The sequence below is a fragment of the Sphingomonas sp. STIS6.2 genome (genome assembly GCF_000732685.2).
In the GTDB taxonomy this organism is placed as follows: domain Bacteria; phylum Pseudomonadota; class Alphaproteobacteria; order Sphingomonadales; family Sphingomonadaceae; genus Sphingomonas; species Sphingomonas aerolata.
In genome coordinates this window covers 28,752-48,753 of the sequence record NZ_JPDP02000039.1, presented here as the reverse complement: position 1 = coordinate 48,753, position 20,002 = coordinate 28,752, and the positions used below count along the sequence as shown (strand labels likewise).

At 68.5% G+C, this 20,002-nt stretch carries 16 protein-coding genes; 7 read left to right on the top strand and 9 right to left on the bottom strand.

The features are described from left to right. The first annotated feature begins 84 nt into the window (after positions 1–84). Entirely contained in the window at positions 85–1,170 is a 1,086-nt protein-coding gene (locus sphst_RS05830; RefSeq protein WP_031394051.1) for a mechanosensitive ion channel family protein, read from the top strand. A gap of 205 nt (positions 1,171–1,375) precedes the next feature. Here sphst_RS05830 and sphst_RS05825 read toward each other — a convergent pair whose 3' ends face one another. The 3 genes from sphst_RS05825 to otsB all read right to left on the bottom strand — a co-directional run bounded on the left by sphst_RS05825 (position 1,376) and on the right by otsB (position 5,357). Continuing rightward, positions 1,376–2,764, bottom strand: coding sequence for an alpha,alpha-trehalose-phosphate synthase (UDP-forming) (locus sphst_RS05825; protein WP_031394052.1), 1,389 nt, complete (start codon positions 2,762–2,764; stop codon positions 1,376–1,378). Beyond that, the gene (locus sphst_RS05820; protein WP_056680793.1) at positions 2,761–4,530 is read right to left on the bottom strand and encodes a glycoside hydrolase family 15 protein; all 1,770 of its coding nucleotides are present in this window, start codon (positions 4,528–4,530) and stop codon (positions 2,761–2,763) included. The genes sphst_RS05825 and sphst_RS05820 overlap by 4 nt, the downstream gene beginning before the upstream one ends. A gap of 68 nt (positions 4,531–4,598) precedes the next feature. After that, on the bottom strand, positions 4,599–5,357 hold the full coding sequence (otsB, locus tag sphst_RS05815) for a trehalose-phosphatase (protein ID WP_107045289.1): 759 nt from the start codon (positions 5,355–5,357) through the stop codon (positions 4,599–4,601). A gap of 243 nt (positions 5,358–5,600) precedes the next feature. On the opposite strand from otsB, the gene sphst_RS05810 reads away from it, so the two are divergent. The 4 genes from sphst_RS05810 (at position 5,601) to sphst_RS05795 (ending at position 10,539) form a co-directional block, all read left to right on the top strand. Beyond that, entirely contained in the window at positions 5,601–7,034 is a 1,434-nt protein-coding gene (locus tag sphst_RS05810) for an efflux transporter outer membrane subunit (protein ID WP_234387473.1), read from the top strand. Then, complete coding sequence (locus tag sphst_RS05805) at positions 7,034–8,422, top strand: efflux RND transporter periplasmic adaptor subunit (RefSeq protein ID WP_107045287.1); 1,389 nt, start codon at positions 7,034–7,036, stop codon at positions 8,420–8,422. The genes sphst_RS05810 and sphst_RS05805 overlap by 1 nt, the downstream gene beginning before the upstream one ends. Positions 8,423–8,477: 55 nt before the next feature. Further along, positions 8,478–9,134 (top strand): ABC transporter ATP-binding protein, encoded by a 657-nt coding sequence (locus tag sphst_RS05800; protein WP_081874217.1) that lies wholly within the window; start codon positions 8,478–8,480, stop codon positions 9,132–9,134. A 196-nt stretch (positions 9,135–9,330) separates the two neighbouring features. Further along, complete coding sequence (locus sphst_RS05795) at positions 9,331–10,539, top strand: ABC transporter permease (RefSeq protein ID WP_107045286.1); 1,209 nt, start codon at positions 9,331–9,333, stop codon at positions 10,537–10,539. On the opposite strand, the gene sphst_RS05790 is transcribed toward sphst_RS05795, so the two are convergent. From sphst_RS05790 to sphst_RS05765, 6 genes are all read right to left on the bottom strand, one after another. Continuing rightward, positions 10,514–11,131: a nucleotidyltransferase family protein gene (locus sphst_RS05790; RefSeq protein ID WP_031440130.1), complete on the bottom strand. Its 618-nt coding sequence runs from the start codon at positions 11,129–11,131 to the stop codon at positions 10,514–10,516. The genes sphst_RS05795 and sphst_RS05790 overlap by 26 nt on opposite strands. Continuing rightward, positions 11,118–12,041 (bottom strand): XdhC family protein, encoded by a 924-nt coding sequence (locus sphst_RS05785; RefSeq protein ID WP_031396591.1) that lies wholly within the window; start codon positions 12,039–12,041, stop codon positions 11,118–11,120. The genes sphst_RS05790 and sphst_RS05785 overlap by 14 nt, the downstream gene beginning before the upstream one ends. Positions 12,042–12,087: 46 nt before the next feature. Next, complete coding sequence (locus sphst_RS05780) at positions 12,088–14,292, bottom strand: xanthine dehydrogenase family protein molybdopterin-binding subunit (RefSeq protein ID WP_107045285.1); 2,205 nt, start codon at positions 14,290–14,292, stop codon at positions 12,088–12,090. 362 nt (positions 14,293–14,654) lie between these two features. Beyond that, positions 14,655–16,886, bottom strand: a complete 2,232-nt coding sequence (locus sphst_RS05775) for a xanthine dehydrogenase family protein molybdopterin-binding subunit (protein WP_107045284.1) — start codon at positions 16,884–16,886, stop codon at positions 14,655–14,657. Between the two features lie 2 nt (positions 16,887–16,888). Beyond that, positions 16,889–17,869 carry an FAD binding domain-containing protein gene (locus sphst_RS05770; protein WP_107045283.1) on the bottom strand — a complete coding sequence of 327 codons (981 nt, stop codon included), beginning with the start codon at positions 17,867–17,869 and terminating at the stop codon, positions 16,889–16,891. Then, on the bottom strand, positions 17,866–18,429 hold the full coding sequence (locus sphst_RS05765; RefSeq protein ID WP_081877755.1) for a 2Fe-2S iron-sulfur cluster-binding protein: 564 nt from the start codon (positions 18,427–18,429) through the stop codon (positions 17,866–17,868). Before sphst_RS05765 ends, sphst_RS05770 begins: the two co-directional genes overlap by 4 nt. 129 nt (positions 18,430–18,558) lie before the next feature. Here sphst_RS05765 and sphst_RS05760 point away from each other — a divergent pair, with 129 nt between their 5' ends. Then, complete coding sequence (locus sphst_RS05760; RefSeq protein WP_107045306.1) at positions 18,559–19,563, top strand: glycerophosphodiester phosphodiesterase; 1,005 nt, start codon at positions 18,559–18,561, stop codon at positions 19,561–19,563. Further along, the gene (locus sphst_RS05755) at positions 19,564–19,842 is read left to right on the top strand and encodes a hypothetical protein (RefSeq protein WP_031396071.1); all 279 of its coding nucleotides are present in this window, start codon (positions 19,564–19,566) and stop codon (positions 19,840–19,842) included. Positions 19,843–20,002: the final 160 nt, after the last annotated feature.

The following is a 20,002-nucleotide window of genomic DNA, read 5'->3' as shown; positions in this document are numbered from 1 at the left end:
CGCCGGGGAGGTGCTCATATCCAACGCGCCCCCCCCATGCTGCACCGCAGCGGAACATCCCCGCACCCGCACCGTTGCGCTGTCATGCGCATATTCAGATCGCTCCACATACCACCCGAATGGGTCTGGCTGGAAAGCGTCGCCGTGGTCTCCGCGGCGGTGCTCTTCGCGCTGGTCGCGCACTGGCTGACGATGCGGATCGCCGGCCATGCGCAACGGCGCTCGACCGCCAAGACCGACGGACTCGTCCTCGCGCGCGTCCGCCGGCCGCTGCGCGCGGTGTTCGTCGCGGTCAGCGTCGCGTTCGTCGCGCGGATCCTGCCGATGGACGACGATATCGAGGAATTGTGGAAGCAGCTGCTCGGCTTCCTCGTCCCCGCTCTGCTCGGCTGGCTCGCGGTCGCGGCCCTGCGCGCATTCCAGGACGTGATCGAGATCCGCTCGGACATCACCGTCGAGGACAATCTGCGCGCGCGGCGCAAGCGCACCCGTGCGGCGATCCTAGGCCGGATCGGCACCTTCTTCATCATCTTCATCAGCGTCTGCCTGATGCTACTCAGCGTCCCCGGCATCCGCTCGATCGGCGTCACGCTGATGGCCTCGGCGGGCATCGCCGGCCTCGTCGTCGGTGCGGCGGCTCAGCCTGCGCTCAAGAACCTGATCGCCGGCGTGCAGATGGCGTTCACCGAACCGATCCGGCTCGACGACGTGCTGATCGTCGACGGCGAATGGGGGCGGGTCGAGCAGATCAATCTGACCTTCGTCGTCATCAAGATCTGGGACGAACGCCGCCTCGTCGTGCCGGTGTCGAAGTTCCTCGAACAGAGCTTCCAGAACTGGACGCGCGAGACCAGCCAGCTGATGGGCTCGGTCTTCTGGTATGTCGATCCGTCGACCGACGTGCCGCGTCTGCGCGAGAAGCTCGCCGAAGTGGTGAAGGCCAATCCGCGTTGGGACGGCCGGTTCTTCAACCTGCAGGTCACCGACATGAAGGCGGACGCGGTCGAACTCCGCGCGCTGATGACCGCCAAGAACGCCTCGGTCGCGTTCGACCTGCGCTGCGACGTCCGCGAGGCGATGCTGGCGTATATTACGGCCGAAATGCCCGAAGCGATGCCCCGCGGCCGCCTGCTGATGGCCCCGGACCCGGTGCGCGGCACCGCGTCGTAACGCTGGCGCGGCGCACGACACCCGTCACCCTGACGAAAGTCAGGATGACGGGACGGGTCTTGGGGAGAACACGTCGCCGCTCGGCTCCATCCCTGATTCAAGCCGTCATCCCCGCGGAGGCGGGGATCCATATTGGCTGGCCATGGTGTGAACTCGCAGGGGTAGCCAGTCTGGATCCCCGCCTGCGCGGGGATGACGACGTTAGTTACGCCTCGACATGCTCCGGCGCATCTTCAAGCGCCGTAATGAACAGTTCGCACCACCACATCACGTCCTCCTTGCGGACGTTGTCGATCAGCTTCTCCCAGCGCGCCTTGCGCTCCGCCAGCGGCATTTTCAGCGCGCGCGCGATCGCGTCGGACATTTCCTCCGGGCTGTACGGGTTGACCAGCACCGCATCCGACAGCTGCGCCGCCGCGCCCGCGAACTGCGACAGGATCAGCACGCCGGGATCCTCGGGATCCTGAGCCGCAACATATTCCTTCGCGACCAGATTCATGCCGTCGCGCAAGGGGGTCACCAGCCCGACGCGTGCCGCGCGGTAGATCCCCGCCAGCACGTCGCGCGGAAAGCCCTGGTTGACGTAGCGGATCGGCGTCCAGTCGATATCCGAAAACTCGCCGTTAATCCGCCCCGACATCGAATCGAGGTTCGCGCGGATCTCCTGATAGGTGTCGACCTTCTCGCGCGAGGGCGGCGCGATCTGCAGCATATAGACCAGCCCGCGGTGATCGGGATGCGACGCCAGGAACCGCTCATAGCCCGAGAAGCGCTCGGCCAGGCCCTTCGAATAATCGAGCCGGTCGACGCCGACGATCAGGCTGCGCCCGGTCGCCGACATGTACATGCGCTCCTTCGCGTGGCGCGCGGTGTCGCTGCTCGCGGACTTCTCGAAATCCGCGGTCTCGATCCCGATCGGCGTCGTGATCGCCTTGATCGTCCGGTCGCCGACCGTCACCCAGCCATCCTCGCCGACCACGCCGTCAAGCTGGCTGGTGACGTAATGCAGGAAGCTGTCGAGCCAGTCCTGCGTCTGGAACCCGACCACGTCGTACGCGAACATCGATTCGACCAGCGCGCGGTGGCTCGGCAGCGACAGCAGCATCGCCATCGGCGGCCAGGGGATGTGGAGGAAGAAGCCGATCTTGTTCTCGACCCCCAGCTTGCGCAGTTCGCGCCCCAGCGGCACGTGATGATAGTCGTGCACCCAGACGAGGTCGTCGGGCTCGATCAGCGGCAGCACCGTCTCGGCAAAGCGCTTGTTCACGCGCGCATAACCGCTGGAGAAATCGCGTTCGAACTCGGTCAGGTCGATCCGGTAATGGAACAGCGGCCACAAGGTCCGGTTCGCATAGCCGTTATAATATTCGTCGAAATCCTGTTCCTCCAGGTCGATCGTCGCGGTGGTGACGCCCTTGCCCTGCTGGAAGTTGATATGCCCGGTAAAGGTCTCGGTGGTCGCGCCCGACCAGCCGAACCAGACCCCGCCCTTTTCACGCAAGGCGGCGAGCAGCGCGACCGCAAGGCCGCCCTGGTTGCCCGACGGCGCATCGACCGATTGCACGCGATTCGAAATAACGACCAGGCGACTCATCGTACGGCGCTCCAGGGTTTGCTGAGGAGGACGGCGCAGTTGATCAGCCCCACCAGCGAATAGGTTTGCGGATAATTGCCCCACAGCTCGCCGGTATTGGGGTCGATATCCTCGGACAACAGCCCCGCGGGCGTGCGCCGCGCGACCATCTCGGCGAACAGCGCGCACGCATCGGCGGTGCGGCCGGTCGCGTGCAGCGCCTCGATCAGCCAGAAGGTGCAGACGTTGAACGCGGTGTGCGGCAGGCCGAAATCATCCTCGGTCGCATAGCGCAGCATGTGGCTGCCGCGCCGCAGACCCTCTTCGACCGCCTTCAGCGTCGACTGAAAACGCGGATCGTCGGGCGCGAAGAAGCGCAGGTCGAGCAGCTGGATCAGGCTCGCGTCGAGATCGTCGCCACCGAACGTCGCGGAGATGCGCTGCGTCTCCTCGCGCCAGGCCGAGGTCTCGATCGTCTTGCGGATCGTGTCCGCGCGCGCGTTCCAGAAGGTCCGGCGATCCTCGAGCCCGAGCACGCCCGCCGCATTGGCGAGCCGGTCGCACGCCGCCCAGCACATCGCCGCCGAATAGGTGTGGACATGCGCCTTGGTGCGCAGCTCCCACAGCCCCGCATCGGGCTTGTCATAGGTCTCCCAGGCGCGATCGCCGACGAGCTCGAGGCTCTTGAAATCCTCGTGGCTCGACATGCGGAACAGCCGCTGGTCGAAGAACGCCTGGACGTCGGACAGGATGATCTGGCCATACGCATCGTGCTGGATCTGTTCATAGGCCTGGTTGCCGACGCGGACCGGACCCATGCCGCGATACCCCGGCAGCGCAGGCGCGACTCGCTCGACCAGCGTCGCCTCGCCGCCGACGCCGTAGAGCGGCTGGACATGCCCGCCCTTCGACGCGTCGACGATGTTGCGCAGATATTCGAGATACCCCTCGAGCACGTCGAGCGCGCCGAGCCGGTTGAGCGCCTGCACCGTGTAATAGGCGTCGCGAATCCAGCAGTATCGGTAATCCCAGTTGCGCTCGGACCCCGCATGTTCGGGGATCGACGTGGTGAGCGCGGCGACGATCGCGCCGGTCTCCTCGTGCTGGCACAGCTTCAGCGTGATCGCCGCGCGGATGACGACGTCCTGCCATTCGACCGGGGTCGCCAGCCCGCGCACCCAGTGGCGCCATTCGTCCTTGGTCCGCGTCAGCATCGCCTCGGCCGCCTCGTGCAGCACGCCGGCAAAGCTCTCGTCGGGCCCCAGGAACAGGTGCATCGGCCGCTCGAGCCGGAACCAGCGCTCGCCGACGATATGCCCGACCGGCGCATCGGTGGTGAGCCGCAGCGTCTGGTCGTCCATCAGGAAGCGGATATGGTTCGACCCCTGCGTATGCGTGGTCGGCTGGCCCCAGTTGGTTGCGACGCGCAGGCGGATGCGGATCCGCGGGCTGCCCGCGACGGGCTTCACCATCCGCACGAAGCTGGTCGGGCGATAGGTCCGCCCCTCGCGCACGAAGCGCGGACAGAAATCGGTCACCTCGACCGCGTTGCCCGCCTCGTCCTCGTGCCGGGTGACCAGGATCGGGGTGTTGCGGATATAGGCCTGCGTCGTCTTCGCGCTGCCCTCGAGCTCGATCGCCCACAGCCCCGTCTCGGGGGCGTCACCACCGAGCAGCGCGCAGAAGGCGGGGTCGCCGTCGACGCGGGGCACGCAGCCCCAGACGAACGTGCCGGTCCTGTCGATCAGCGCGGACACCTGGCAATTGCCGATCGGCCACAGGTTCATGTCCGGCGTCGGGTTGCTGTCAAACGGGCCAGTGTCGGACGGGCGGGCGGCGAGCGGGGTAGCGGTCATCATGATTCCAATATGGCGGCAATCCAGCCGCGTAGGGCCGCGACATCGTCGAGGCGGTAGGTGGCGGCGGTAGGGCGTTCGGGGCCGATCAGGATCCCGGCGCCGCCCAGCGCGTGTGCGGCGACGAAACCATCCTCGTCGGTGACGTCGTCGCCGAAGAAGAACGGGCGGCTGCCGACCAGCGCCGGTGCGGCGATCAGGTCGCGCAGCGCTGCGCCCTTGTCGCCGGGGGTGCGCAGCTCGACCATCATCTTGCCGCGCTGGAGCGTCAGGCCGTGCGTGCGGGCGAGCTCTTCGGCAAGGCTCACCGCATCCGCCTCGAACGCCGGCGCCATCCGGTAATGCAGCCCGGCGCCGAGCGACTTGGCCTCATAGACCAGCGCGTTCGCCTCGGCATAGACGCGCAGCGCCTCCGCGGCGGTTTCGAGCGAGGCGGGGCGTTCGGCGGAGACATGGCCATCCTCGGGCGTGCGGCGTTCCGCGCCGTGACTGCCCGCGACCGCGAACCGGCGCGCATGCTGGCCGAGCATTGCGTCGAGCTGCGCGATCGACCGCCCGCTGATGATCGCGACGCGCGCCGGAAAGCGCACGGCGAGCCGGTCGAGCTGGTCGAGCAGACCTTGGTCGACGACCACCGCATCGGGGGTCGGGGCCAGATCGACCAGCGTGCCGTCAAAATCGAAGAACAGGCTGGCGTCGTCGCGGACGTGCGGCGGGGGTGCGAGGACTTCAGTCGCAGGCTGGCGTTCGGCAAGCATGGTCGTCTAACCCCCGGCTGTGACGCTCCGTTCCGCTGCACTGCAAAATTGGAACGGGTGCGGTTCGATTGCCGCTCATAGCAGGGCTTGGGGTCCGGGGCGATGCTTCGGGGCCGTCACCAGCCCCGACCCCACCCACAGCTCGCCCCGGTTGCGACAGGTTGCGACACGAAACCACTGGACGAGGGAAGGGGCATTGCGTCATGCCTGCCGCCCATGTCCCGCGTCCGAGCTTTCCTCCTCATGCCCGTCCTGCTCGCCGGCTGCTCGGTCGGGCCGGATTATCGTCCGAAGGCGGCGGCCGAGCTGGGGGTGCCAGACGCCTATTCCGTCACCCCCGCGACCAGCCCCGAGGACCTGACGCGCTGGTGGCAGCGGTTCGACGACCCCGTGCTCGGCCAGCTCGTCGAGCAGGCGGCGGCGACCAATCTCGACATCGCGCAGAGCGTCGCCCGCCTCCGCCAGGCGCGCGAGAGCCTGATCCAGAACCGCGCGTCGCTGCTCCCCACGCTCAGCGGCTCGGGCGGTTATCAGCGCAACGAGAATCTGCGCGGCGGCGGGCGGTCGTTCACGCTGCCCGACGGCACCGTCGTCGATACCGGCGGCGGCGGCACCAACAGCTTCACGCTGGGGGCAAGCGCCAGCTACCAGGTCGGCGTGTTCGGCGAGATCCGCCGCACGATCGAGGCGAGCCGCGCGGAGTACGCCGCCTCTGGCTACGACTATGCGACCGTCCTCATCTCGATCGAGAGCGAGGTCGCGCGCAACTATGTGCTCGCCCGGCTGTATCAGCAGCAGCTCGCCAATGCGCGCGCCTCGCTGACGATCCAGGACGACAATCTCGAAATCGCCGGGTTCCGCGTCCAGGCGGGGCTCGTCTCCAGCCTCGACCAGGAACAGGCGCGTGCGCAGCGGGCCCAGACCGCCGCGACGATCCCGAGCCTTGACCAGCAATATGCCGCCGCGGTCGCGCGGATCGGCGTGCTGACCGGGCAGGCGCCGGGCGCGCTCCGGCCGCTGCTCGCGCCGGTCAAGCCGATCCCGGTCGGGCCGAAGGCGGTCGGCGTCGGCATTCCCGGTGACACGCTGCGCCAGCGTCCCGACATCCGCTCGGCCGAGCGCGCGCTGGCCGCCGCCACCGCGCGGATCGGCGTGGCCAAGGCGCAGCTCTATCCTGCGCTCGCGATCACCGGCAACATCAACACCAACGCCACCTCGATCGGCAATATCGGCGATGCGATCACCGGCGGGCTGTTCGCGGGGCTGACCCAGGCGATCTTCAACGGCGGCCGGCTGCGCAGCCAGGTGCGGACCAGCGAGGCCGCCGCCGACGGCGCGCTCGCCTTCTACAAGTCGACCGTGCTGACCGCGCTCGAGGATGTCGAGAATGCGGTCGTCGCACTCCAGACCGCACAGGAACGCGAGCGCCAGTTCGCCATCGCGCTCGATGCCGCGAACAACTCTGCGATCCTCAGCCGCAGCCAGTATCGCACCGGGCTGACCGACTTCACCACGCTCAACCAGCAGGAGGTCGCCCTGCTGTCCGCGCGCAACGGCGCGACCCAGGCGCGCGCCGACGCCGCGACCGCGCTGGTCGCGCTCTATGCCGCGCTTGGCGGCGGCTGGGACGCGACCGTGATCCCGCAAGCGCCCATCTCCAATCCAGAGGCACGCTGATGGCCGACGCATCGATCGACGACTTTCTGGGCGTGAGGCCGCAGGCCCCCTGGAAACGCTATATCAAATGGGTCGCGATCGCGGTCGGCGTCGTGCTGCTCTGCCTGCTGCTCGCGCGCTGCTTCGGCGCGAAGGAGCAGACGCAATATTCGACCCAGGCGGCCGAGCGCGGCAACCTGACGGTGACGGTGTCCGCGACGGGCAAGCTCGCGCCGACCAACCAGGTGACGGTCGGGTCGCAGCTGTCGGGGCTGGTCACCAAAGTGGTCGCCGACGTCAACGACCGCGTCGTCGCGGGCCAGCCGCTCGCGCTGATCGATCCCGAACAGCTCGACGACCAGATCCGCCAGGGCAATGCGCAGCTCGCCGCCAACCAGGCGCAGGTGAACCAGGCGCAGGCGACCGTCGCCGAATCGCGCGCACAGCTCAACCGGCTCGAGGAGGTCGCGCGGCTGTCGGGCGGGCGCGTGCCGTCCAAGACCGAGCTTCAGGCCGGCCGCGCCGACTATCAGCGCGCGCTCGCCGCGCAGAAGGTCGCCGAGGCCAATGTCGTCGCCAGCCGCGCCGCACTCGCGCAGAGCCAGACGCAGCGTGCGCGCGCGATCATCCGCTCGCCGGTGACCGGCGTCGTGCTCGCGCGGCAGATCGATCCGGGCCAGACCGTCGCGTCGTCGTTCAACACGCCGACGCTGTTCGTGATCGCCGAGGACCTGACCAAGATGAAGCTCGAGGTCGCGATCGACGAGGCGGACGTGGGCGAGGTCAAGATCGGCCAGCGTGCCAACTTCACCGTCGACGCCTTTCCCGGCAAGACCTTCCCCGCGACGATCACGCGTGTCGATCTCGGCTCGAACCTGACGGTCAGCTCGGCGACGTCGTCGAGTTCGAGCACCAGCACGACGACGACCACCGGCCAGGTCGTGTCCTACGCCGCCGACCTGACCGTGGCCAATCCGTCGCTCACGCTGCGCCCGGGGATGACCGCGACCGCCGATATCGTCACCTCGGACAAGCAGCGCGTGCTGCTCGTCCCCAACGCCGCATTGCGTTTCAAGCCGACTGCCGCGTCGGGCGATGCGGGCGGCGGCATTGCCGGGTCACTGACCTTCCGGCCGCGGCGCGGCGGCGGGGCCGAACGGACCGCGACGCTCGGCCGCGGCGCGCAGCAGACCATCTATGTGAAGGGCGCCGACGGCACGCCGCAACCGGTACAGATCACCACCGGCGACACCAACGGGACGATGACCGAAGTCCTGTCGGGCAATCTCCAGCCCGGCGCGCAGGTCATCACCGGCCAGCTCGCGAGCGGCTCGGACGAGACCAAGCGCGGTGGCGGCAGTGGCCGGCGCGGCGGTGGCGCGAGCAAGGGCGGGGGCGGTGGCCAGTAATCCGCCCCTGATCTCGCTGCGCGGCGTCACCAAGACGTACGGCGCGGGCGCGACGATGTTCCAGGCGCTGAAAGGCGTCGACCTCGACATTGCCGGCGGCGATTTCGTCGCGGTGATGGGCCCGTCGGGATCGGGCAAGTCGACGACGATGAACATCCTCGGCTGTCTCGACGTGCCGAGTGCCGGCACCTTCCTGTTCCGCGGCCATCATGTCGAGACGCTCGACCGCGACCAGCGCGCGCTGCTCCGCCGCAAATATCTCGGCTTCGTGTTCCAGGGCTTCAACCTCCTGTCGCGCACCTCCGCGCTCGAGAATGTCGAACTGCCACTGCTGTACCGCGGCGACGAGAAGCGCGCGCGGCGCGCGGCGGCGATGGCAAGCCTCGACACGGTCGGGCTCGCCGACTGGTGGGACCACACCCCCGCCGAGCTGTCGGGCGGCCAGCAACAGCGCGTTGCGATCGCGCGCGCGCTGGTGACGAACCCCGACGTGCTGCTCGCGGACGAACCGACCGGCAACCTCGACAGCGAACGCTCGGTCGAGATCATGCAGCTGCTGACGCGGCTCAACGCGGAACAGAACATCACCGTGCTGATGGTCACCCACGAACCCGACATGGCCGCCTTCGCGCGCACCGTCGTCCACTTCAAGGACGGTCTGGTCGAACGCATCGAAAGCCGCCACGAGCAAGGCGAAAGGGTCGAGTCGTGATGGCCCGGACACCATACACTCACGTCCCCACCCGACACCGTCATTCCCGCGCAGGCGGGAATCCAGACTGGCAACCGTCGCGGCAAGCCCGCCCGCCCTCGAGTATCTGGATCCCCGCCTGCGCGGAGATGACGGGTCCCTTTTGTCGGTCTTTTGGCCAGGTTCGACAGAACCCCGCAGGCGGGACGATCCGGTAATGTTCGGCATCACCCTCTCGCTCGCGCTGCGCTCGATCCGCCGCCACATCCTGCGGTCGTTCCTGACCATTCTCGGCATCGTCATCGGCGTCGGGGCGGTCGTGACGATGGTCACGCTCGGCAAGGCGACGACCGCGGCGGTACAGCAGTCGATCTCCGCGCTCGGCACCAACATCCTCCAGATCCGGCCGGGTCAGGGCTTTGGCCGCGGCGGCGGCGGGCCGCGGCCGCCCGACTTCAAGCCCGAGGACGTCACCGCGGTCGCCAACCAGATCGCCGGCGTCACTGCGGTCGCCCCCCAGGCGCAGGCGACCGCCACCGCGATCTATGAAGGCGCCAACTGGTCGACGACGATCAACGGCACCACCAGCGCCTATTTCCAGGTCCAGCCCTGGCCGCTGGCGACCGGGCGGATCTTCACGCCGGTCGAGGAGGCGTCGGGCAAGGCGGTGTGCATCATCGGCAATACCGTGCGCACCAACCTGTTCCGCGGGGGAGACGCCGTCGGCCTCCGGATGCGGATCGGCGCGATCAGCTGCGACGTAATCGGCGTGCTGTCGACGCGCGGGCAGGCGGGGTTCGGCGGCGATCAGGACGACGTGGTCATCATGCCGATCAAGGCGGTGCAGCGCCGCTTCACCGGCAATCGCGACATCCGGCTCATGCTGGTCGGCGTCGACCAGAAATTCTCGACCGCGACCGTGCAGGCGTCGATCACCGACCTGCTGCGCGAACGCCGGACGATCACCGCGGGCAAGGAGGATGATTTCAACATCTTCGACACCAAGCAGATCTCCGACACGCTGACCGGCACGACGACATTGCTGACCGGCATCGTCGCGGCGGTCGCGGGGATCAGCCTGGTCGTCGGCGGGATCGGGATCATGAACATCATGCTGGTGTCGGTGACCGAACGCACGCGCGAGATCGGCATCCGGCTCGCGATCGGCGCCGTGGCGCGCGAGGTGCTGTTGCAGTTCCTCGTCGAGGCGATCGTGCTGTCGTGCCTGGGCGGGCTGATCGGGCTGGTGATCGCGCAGCTGGCGATCGCGATCATCGCGCCGCTGATCAAGGTCCAGTGGCTGTTCGTGCCCGAGATCAACCTGTTCGCGTTCGGCATCTCGGCGGTGATCGGCGTCGTCTTCGGCTATTTCCCCGCACGCCGCGCCGCCGCGATGAACCCTATCGACGCGTTAAGGCACGAGTGATCGCCGCGCGCGGGTCATGGACCAGCGCCTGCAACCGCTCCAGATCCTCGGGCGTGTCGATGTCGATCAGCTCGGCCGGCGCGGTCACCACGTGCCGCCCCGCGCGCACCAGGTCGCGCGCGCCCGCATCGCCGTCGAGCGAGAGCAGGAAGTCGAACCGGTCGCGCCCGAACAGGGCAGGGGGCGACGGCTTCACCCCGTCGCTCGACGCGACCACCGCATCCGCGCTGTCGGCGGCGTCGAGCATCCGGTAGACATGCGCCGCGGTCACGCGCGGCATGTCGGCCAGCGCGATCAGCACCGCCTGCGCGCCGTCGTCCTTGGCGCGCTGCACGCCCAGCTTGACCGACTGCGCCATCCCCGCCGCGGGATCGTCGTTATGCACCACCGCATAGCCATGGCTCGCGAAGTCGAGCGTGCAGCCATCGGTGACGACCAGCCGGTCGCGGAACGGGATCGCCTCGAACGCGGTGACGACGTGCAGCCCGACCGGCTTGTTGAGGAACGGCACCTCCAGCTTGTTCGGGATGCCGAACCGCTGCGATCGGCCCGCGGCGAGCAGGATGAGGACGACGTCTTCAGCCGCGATCATGGAAGGCTCCGATCATGGCGGCGGCAACCGACAGCGCAATCTCGGACGGCCCGATCGCGCCGATGTCGATCCCGACGGGCGCGTCGATCCGGTCGATATTCTCAGGGGTCACCCCCGCCGCGGCCAGCCGTTCGCGTCGCCCCGCATGGCTCTTGCGGCTGCCGAGCGCGCCGACATAGGCGGCGTCGGTCGCCAGCGCGGCGATCAGCGCGGGATCGTCGATCTTGATGTCGTGGCTCAGCGTCACCACCGCGGTCGACGGACCCGGGCGCAGCGCGGCGATCGCCTCGTCGGGCCAGCGGTCGTCGAGCGTGACGCCGGGGAAGCGCTCGTCGGTCAGGAAGCGCGCGCGCGGGTCGATCACCACCGTCGCGATCCCCAGCTCGCGTGCGAGGCCCGCCAGCGCCTGCGCGATCTGCACCGCGCCGACGATCAGCAGGCGGCGTGGCGGATCATAGCGGTTGACGAACACCTCGCCCGTCTCCGCCGGCCGCGCATCGCTGAGCCCGGTGGCGAGGTCGGTGGTGACCGTCAGCGCATCGCCCTGGTCGCGCGCATCGGCGATCCGGTCGAACAATTCGGGGTCGAAGCCCTCGGCGGACACCGGCTGGACCATCACCGCGATCTCCCCGCCGCAGGGCAGGCCGACTTCCCACGCCGCCGCATCCGCGACACCGTAGTTCCGCAGCTGGAACGGCGCGCCCGCGATCACGTCGGCGGCGGTGGCAAGGATGTCGCTCTCGACACAGCCTCCCGACACGGAGCCTTCGAACCGGCCATCCTCGTGGACGAGCATGTGGCTCCCCTTGGGGCGCGGCGCGGAGCCCCAGGTCGAGACGACCGTGGCGATCGCCATCCTCTCGCCCTTCCAGGTCTTCGCCGCGGCAATCACGCTATCGTTTTCGGCCATCTCTTCTCTCTCTTCTCGTTCCTCCGCATCGGCGTGGGAACAGACGTTATACCGCGGGCAAGCCCTCAAGCAGCTTGTCGAGCGTCACCGGGAAATCGCGGACCCGCACACCCGTCGCATTGTAGATCGCGTTGGCGACCGCCGCGCCCGCGCCCGAAATGCCGAGCTCGCCGACCCCCTTGGCGCCCGCAGGGTTCGCCGAATCGTCGATCTCCTCGATGAAATAGGCCTCGAGCTGCGGAATGTCGGCGTTCACCGCGACGTGATATTCGCCGAAATCGGGATTCACGAACGCGCCGGTGCGCGTGTCGACAACGCCCTCCTCGGTCAGCGCATAGGCGATGCCCCAGGCCATGCCGCCGATGATCTGGCTGGTCGCGGTCTTGCGGTTGAGCACGCGGCCGACGTCGAACACGCCGAGCATCCGCCGCACCCGCACCTCGCCGGTGACCGCGTTGACCGCGACCTCGACGAAATGCGCGCCGTGGCTCGCCTGGCTGGTCCGCTTGCTCTCCTTGCCGGGGCCGGTCTTGCCGGTCGCGACGATCGGCGCCCCGCGCAGCAGGTCGGCGAGCTTCACCTGCCGCCCGCCCGCGCTGACGCACCCGTCCTTGAGGCTCAGCTCCTCGGGCGCCGCGTTCATCCGCAGCGCGAGCTCGGCCAGGATGTCCTCGCACGCCAGCACCACCGCGGACACTGCGCTGCCTGCGCCGAACGACCCGCCCGACCCCGCGGTCGGCGGGAAGTCGGTATCGCCCAGCCGGACGTCCACATCCGCGACCGGCAGCCCGAGCATCTCGCCCGCGGCCTGTGCCAGGATCGTGTAGGTGCCGGTGCCGATATCGGTCATGTCGCATTCGACCGCCGCACGGCCGTCCGCCTCGAGCCGCACGCGCGCCTGCGCCTGGACGGTGAAATTGCCGCGCAGGCTGGCCGACATGCCGATCCCGATCAGCCATTCGCCTTCGCGCACCGATGCGGGCGCGGGGACGGCGGCGGGCCAGCCGAACCGCTCGGCGCCTTGCGTGTAGCAGTCGAGCATGCGCCGTGTGGAGAAGGGCTTGCCGCTGCCCGGATCGCAGTCGGGCTCGTTGCGGCGGCGCAGCTCGATCGGGTCGATCCCGAGCTGCACCGCGAGCTCGTCCATCGCGCATTCGACGCCGAACGTGCCGACCGCCTCGCCCGGCGCGCGGACCGCACCGCTCGCGGGCAGGTCGACGCGGACGAGGTCGGTCCTGAACCGCCGCGATTCGCCGCGATAGAGCGGGATCGTCCCGAACGGCACGGGTTCGAGGAACGGCGCGTCGTCATTCTGCGCGGCGACGCTCTCATGCCCCATGCCCTGGATCACGCCACGTTCGTCCGCGGCGATGCGGATGCGCTGCGTCGTGTGCGAGCGGTGGTGGACGACATAGGCGGTCTGGCGCCGGGGCAGCGCGATCTTGACCGGGCGGCCGACCGCCTCCGCGGCGATCGCGGCGAGGATCGCCTCGGGGCCGACGCCGGTCTTGCCGCCGAAGCCGCCGCCGACATAGGGCGCGAGCACGCGGACCTTGTCGGCGTCGATCTTGAGCACCTTGGCGATCGTCTTGCGCGCGGCGCCGATCACCTGGTTGCTCGAGCGTACCGTCAGCCGGTCGCCGTCCCACCAGGCGGTGGTCGCGTGCGGTTCGAGCGCGGCGGGAAAATGCACCGGCGTCGTATAGGTCGCATCGAGCGTCACGGCCGCGTCGCGCATCGCCGCATCGAGGTCGCCCATGTCGACCGGCGGCACGAAGCCGATCGCGGGATCGGTATCGACCGGCTGCGCCTCGACGTCGAACCGGTCCTCGCCCGCCTCGGTCTCGACACGGACCAAGGCCGCGGCATCGCGCGCGATCGCCTGGTCCTCGGCGACGACGACCGCGACGGGCTGGCCGAGATGGAGGATGGTGTCGGTATCGAACAGCGGCAGCGCGCTGGAATTGGATTCGCCCGCGGGCATGCGCGGATCGCCGTGGATCACGGCGATCACCCCGGGCATCGCCTCGGCCGCACGCGCGTCGATGCTCAGGATCCGGCCACTGCCGACCGGCGTGCCGACGATCGCGGCATAGGCGATCCGCTCGGGCGTGCCCTCATAGGCATAATCGGCAACGCCGGTGACCTTCGCCGGCCCCTCGACCCGATCGATCCCGCGCCCGAGCACCCCCTGCGTCGCCCGGTCGAGCCCGGCCGGTCGAAACGCGGCGTCCATTACATGGTCGGTCATAGGCTCGTCCTCGGGTGTGGAGGGTCTGAGATAGGGGGGGCGGGGGTGTTTGACGAGGGTGGGGGGCGTGGTCTCAACACCACCCCGACGCAGGCCGGTGCCACGCCAGCCCGACTCAAACGAGGCTCGGTGCCGTCCCCTCACCACCACCCCGGCGAAGGCCGGGGCCCAGTTGGGAAGGTCGTCGTGACGAAGGACGATCCGCTGCCAGGAAAGTCCCCCAACTGGGCCCCGGCCTTCGCCGGGGTGGTAGTAAGGAGGGTGGCGCCCACCTCCACCTGTTTCCCCGCGGAGGCGGGGATCCAGGGTCACAAGCGACACCGCCCGTGACTCCTGGACCCCCGCCTCCGCGGCGGAACAGGTCAGACCGCCGGCAACTGATCCAGCAGCTTGTCCAACGTGATCGGGAACTCCCGCACCCGGATCCCCGTCGCATTATACACGGCATTCGCAACCGCCGCGCCCGCGCCCGAAATCCCCAGCTCGCCGATCCCCTTGGCGTGGATCGGGTTCGCATGGATGTCGCGCTCGTCGACGAAGTGGACGTCCATCTGCGGCACGTCCGCATTGGCCGGCACATGATATTCGCCGAGATCGTGGTTCACCAGCTTGCCGGTGCGCGTGTCGTGGATCAAATCCTCGGTCAGCGCGGTGCCGATGCCGAAGGTCATGCCGCCCAGGCACTGCGACCGCGCGGTCTTCGCGTTGAGCACGCGCCCTGCCGCGAACGACCCGAGCATCCGCCGCACGCGCGTCTCGCCGGTGATGACGTTGACCGCGACCTCGGCGAAATGCGCACCGAAGCCTGCCTGCGACGTCTCCTTCTCCTGCTTGCCCGGCTTGATATGCCCGGTCGCCTCGAGGCCCTTGCCGACCAGCTCGCCGATCGGCGTCGAACGGTTGTCGCCGATCGCCTTGCCGTCCTTCAGCGTCAGGCCGTCCTCGTCGACGCCCATCGCCTTGGCGATCTTGCCGCGCAGCATCTCGCAGGCGAGATAGACCGCGGTCCCCGACGAGGCCGCACCCCAGGACCCGCCCGAACCCGCCGCGGGGGGATCATTGGTGTCGCCCAGCGACATGGTGATATTCTCGACCGGGATGCCCAGGATCTCCGACGCGATCTGCGCGAGGATCGTGTAGCTGCCCGTGCCGATATCGGTCATCGCCGACGACACGGTGGCCGAACCGTCGGGATGGATCTCGACCTTGGCGGACGACTCCATCATCATGTTGCCGCGCACCGCGGACGATACGCCCATGCCGATCAGCCACTCGCCCTCGCGGCGCGTACCGGCCTTCTGGCGCTTGTCCCAGCCGAACCGAACCGCACCCTCGTCGAGCGCGCGCGTCAGGTTGCGCGACGAATAGGGGACGTCCTTCTCCGGATCGATCCGCGGATCGTTGCGCTTGCGCAGCTCGATCGGATCCATGTCGAGCTTTTCGGCGAGCTCGTCCATTGCACCCTCGAGCGCGAGCATCCCGACCGCTTCGCCCGGCGCGCGCATCGACCCTGACAGGACGAGGTTCACGTCGACCAGCTCATGCGTGATCAGCCGGTTCTCGCCGCCATAGAGCAGGTGCGTGCCGATGCCGGCGGGCTCGAAATAATCCTCGGTCGACTGGTTCGACGCGAGCGTCTCGTGCCCGATCGCGGTCAGCTTGCCCTCGGCATTGGCCGCGAGCCGGACGCGCTGCTCGGTGTTCGAGCGACGCACGGTCGCCTCGAACACCTGCGGGCGCGACATGACCGCCTTGACCGGACGACCAAGCTGCTTGGCGGCGATCGCCGCCGCGACGCTTTCGGGCGCGATACCGAGCTTCGACCCGAACCCGCCGCCGATATAGCGCGCGACGATCCGGACCTTCTTCTCGGACAGGCCGAGCGACTTCGCCAGCTGCTGCGCGTCCGACGTCGGCATCTGATAGGCGCCGTACAGCGTCAGCGAGCCGTCCTCTTCCCACACCGCGGTCGAGGCATGCGGCTCCATCGCCGCCGAATTCTGGCTCGGCGTGACATAGGTCGAATCGACCGTCACCGCCGCATCGGCCATCGCCGTGTCGACATCGCCCTGCTTGAAATGCGCAGGGGCGGCATCGTCGGGCGGGGTCCGCGTCTCGTCGCGGTGCGCGGCGAAGTCATACTGGCCCTCGGCCTCGTCATAGACGATCGGCAGGCGGGCCGCCGCATCGCGCGCGACCTCGAAACTCTCGGCGAGCACGATCGCGACGATCTGGCCGAAGAACGCGATGTCCTTGACGCCCTGCGTCGGTGCATCGGTCGCGCCGCCCTGTGCGGACACGCGGATGAACTGGTCGAAGTCGGTGACGACGTCGAGCACGCCGGGGATGCTCTTCACCGCGTCGACGTCGATCGACACGACCTTGCCCGCGGAGATCTTCGTACCGACGAGCACGCCGTAGGCCATGTCGTCGAACTGATATTCCGCCGCATAGGTCGCGGTGCCGCTGACCTTCAGCGGACCGTCGATCCGGTCGAGCGGCTTGCCGATGACGCCCTGGACGCCGCTGTCCAGAAGACTGTCCGGATGCGGCTTGTCCATCGTCAGGCTGTTAGTGGTTCCAAAACCGAACATGTTTATGCTCCCGTTACGGTGCGCAGCGTCGCGATAAGCGTGCGACGCGCGAGAGGGATCTTGAAGTCGTTCGAGCCATAGCCCTTGGCATCGGCGAGCAGCGCGGTCGCCGCGGCCTCGAAGGCCTCGTCCGACGGCGCCTTGCCGACCAGAGCGGCCTCGACCGCCGGATTGCGCCACGGCATCGGCCCGAGCCCGCCGAACGCGAGCGAGGCCGACGCGATCACGCCGTCCTGCACGTCGACCACGGCCGCGACCGAGACGAGCGCGAACGCGTAGGACGCACGGTCACGCACCTTGCGATAGGCCTGCTTGCCCTTGGGCGGTGCGGGCAGCTCGATATGCGTGATCAGCTCACCCGTCTCGAGCACGGTCTCGATCTCGGGCGTCGACCCCGGCAGGCGGTAGAATTCGTGCACCGAGATGCGCCGGCGATCGCCGTCCGCCTTCAAGGTCACGATCGTCGCGTCGAGCGCGCGCATCGCCACTGCCATGTCGCTCGGATGCGTCGCGATGCACTGCTCGCTCGTGCCGAGCACCGCGAGGATGCGGTTGAAGCCGCCGATCGCCGAACAGCCGCTGCCGGGCTCGCGCTTGTTGCACGCGGCGGCGGTGTCGTAGAAATAATAGCAGCGCGTCCGCTGGAGCATGTTGCCCCCGGTCGACGCCTTGTTGCGCAGCTGGCCGGACGCACCTGCGAGCAGGGCGCGGCTCAGCACCTCGTACTTGGCGACGACGCGGCGGTCGGCGGCGAGGTCGCTGTTCGGCACCAGCGCACCGATCGTCAGCCCGCCATCCTCGCGCTCCTCGATCTTCGCGAGATCGAGGCGGCTGATGTCGACGAGCGTGTCGGGCGTCTCGACCTGCAGCTTCATCAGATCGAGCAGGTTGGTCCCGCCCGCGATGAACCGCGCGCCGGTCGTCCCGGCATCCTTGACCGCGGCCTCGGGGGTCGCGGGTTTTTCGTAGGTGAAGGTCTTCATGCTACCAGCTCCCCGCGCGCATCGGCGTCCATCGCCGCGTCCTTCTCGTCCGCGGACCGGCCCTTGGGTGCGGTGTCGCCGACTTCGCGGATCGCATCGACGATGTTCGGATAGGCGGCGCAACGGCACAGATTGCCGCTCATCCGCTCCGAAATCTCGGCATCGTCGAACTTCGGATCGGTCAGGTCGCCCGAGGCGTGGCTGGCCCAGCCCTTCTTGACCTCGTCGAGCATGCCGACCGCCGAGCAGATCTGGCCCGGCGTGCAATAGCCGCACTGGTAACCGTCATGCCGGACGAACGCGTCCTGCAGCGCATGAAGGTTGCCCGGCTGGCCGAGCCCCTCGATCGTCGTGATCTCGTCGTCCTGGTGCATGACCGCGAGCGTCAGGCAGGAATTGACGCGGCGCCCGTTGATCAGGACGGTGCACGCCCCGCACTGGCCGTGGTCGCAGCCCTTTTTCGAGCCGGTGAGGCCGAGATGCTCGCGGCACAGGTCGAGCACCGAGGTGCGGATATCGGGCTCGGCGTCATATGATTGACCATTGATCGTGAAATGCATGGGGTCGCCCCTTCTGGAACCGGGAATTATGAGGACTGAACGCCGATGCGCCGAATGGTTTCCTATTGCGATTGGCTCTCACGGATCGCCGCGCTGGTACTTGGCGTCGCCGGCGGGCAATCTGTTGCGATGACACCGAAAAATTCTCCCTCGACGCCCCCGATCGTGATCGCGCACCGCGGGGCGAGCGGGCTCCGCCCCGAACATACGCTCGCCGCCTACGACCTCGCGATCGACCAGGGCGCGGACTTCATCGAGCCCGACCTCGTCCCGACGAAGGACGACGTGCTCGTCGCGCGGCATGAAAATGCGATCGCCGACACGACCGACGTCGCCGACCATCCTGAATTCGCCAGCCGCCGCACGACCAAGACGATCGACGGGCAGAGCCTCACCGGCTGGTTCGTCGAGGATTTCACGCTCGCCGAGCTGAAGACGCTGCGCGCGAAGGAGCGGCTGCCGAAGCTCCGCCCCGCGAACACCGCCTATGACGGCCGGTTCGAGATCCCGACGCTCGCCGAGATCATCGCGCTCGCCAAGCGGCGCTCCGCCGAGACGGGCCGCACGATCGGCATCTATCCCGAAACCAAGCACCCGACCTATTTCGCCGGCATCGGCCACCCGACCGACCTGCTGCTGGTCGCGCAGCTCGAGGCGGCGGGCTGGGATTCGGCGACGGCACCGGTGTTCATCCAGTCGTTCGAGGTGAAGAACCTCCAGCGGCTCCACGCGGTGACGCGGGTGCGGCTGATCCAGCTGATCGACGGCGAGGGCGGCCCCGCCGACGCCGCGCAGCCGAGCTATGCGGCGATGATCACGCCCGCGGGCCTGAAGGCGGTGGCGGGCTATGCCTACGGCATCGGCCCGAACAAGGGCATGTTGTGGGCGGGCACGACGCCGTCGCCGCTGGTCGCCGATGCGCATGAAGCGGGGCTGCGCGTCCATCCCTGGACCTACCGTGCGGAGAACATGTTCGTCCCCGACCGCTTCCGCCGCGGCACCGACCCCGCCGCGCAGGGCGATATCGCCGCGGAGATCGACGCCGGGCTCGCACAAGGTATCGACGGATTCTTCACCGATTTTCCGCTATACGGGGCGCAGGCGCGCGATCGGCTGCGCGCGGGAGTGAAGTAGATGCGTAAGGTTCTTCCCGTTCTGGCGATCCTGCCCCTGATGACCGCGGGCTGCATCAGCACCGCGACGTCGATCGTGAAGGCGCCGTTCCAGGTCGCGGGCAAGGCGGTCGACTGGACCACCACCAGCCAGGAGGAATCGGACCGCAATTACGGCCGCAAGATGCGCAAGCAGGAGGCCGAGGAGGGCAAGCAGCGCAAGGAACTCGCCAAACGCTGCAGGAAGGACCCGCGGCGTGGCGAATGCGGGCAATATCAGGGGTATCGCGCGGGGGAGTGATAGCCCAAAAAAAACACCACCCCGGCGAAGGCCGGGGCCCAGGTGGGAAACGGAAGTAACCTAGCGCTGCCCTCAGTCAGCAACGTCCCCCAACTGGGCCCCGGCCTCCGCCGGGGTGGTAAGGTGAAATCCCTCCCGCTTCCTGTTCTCCCGCGAAGGC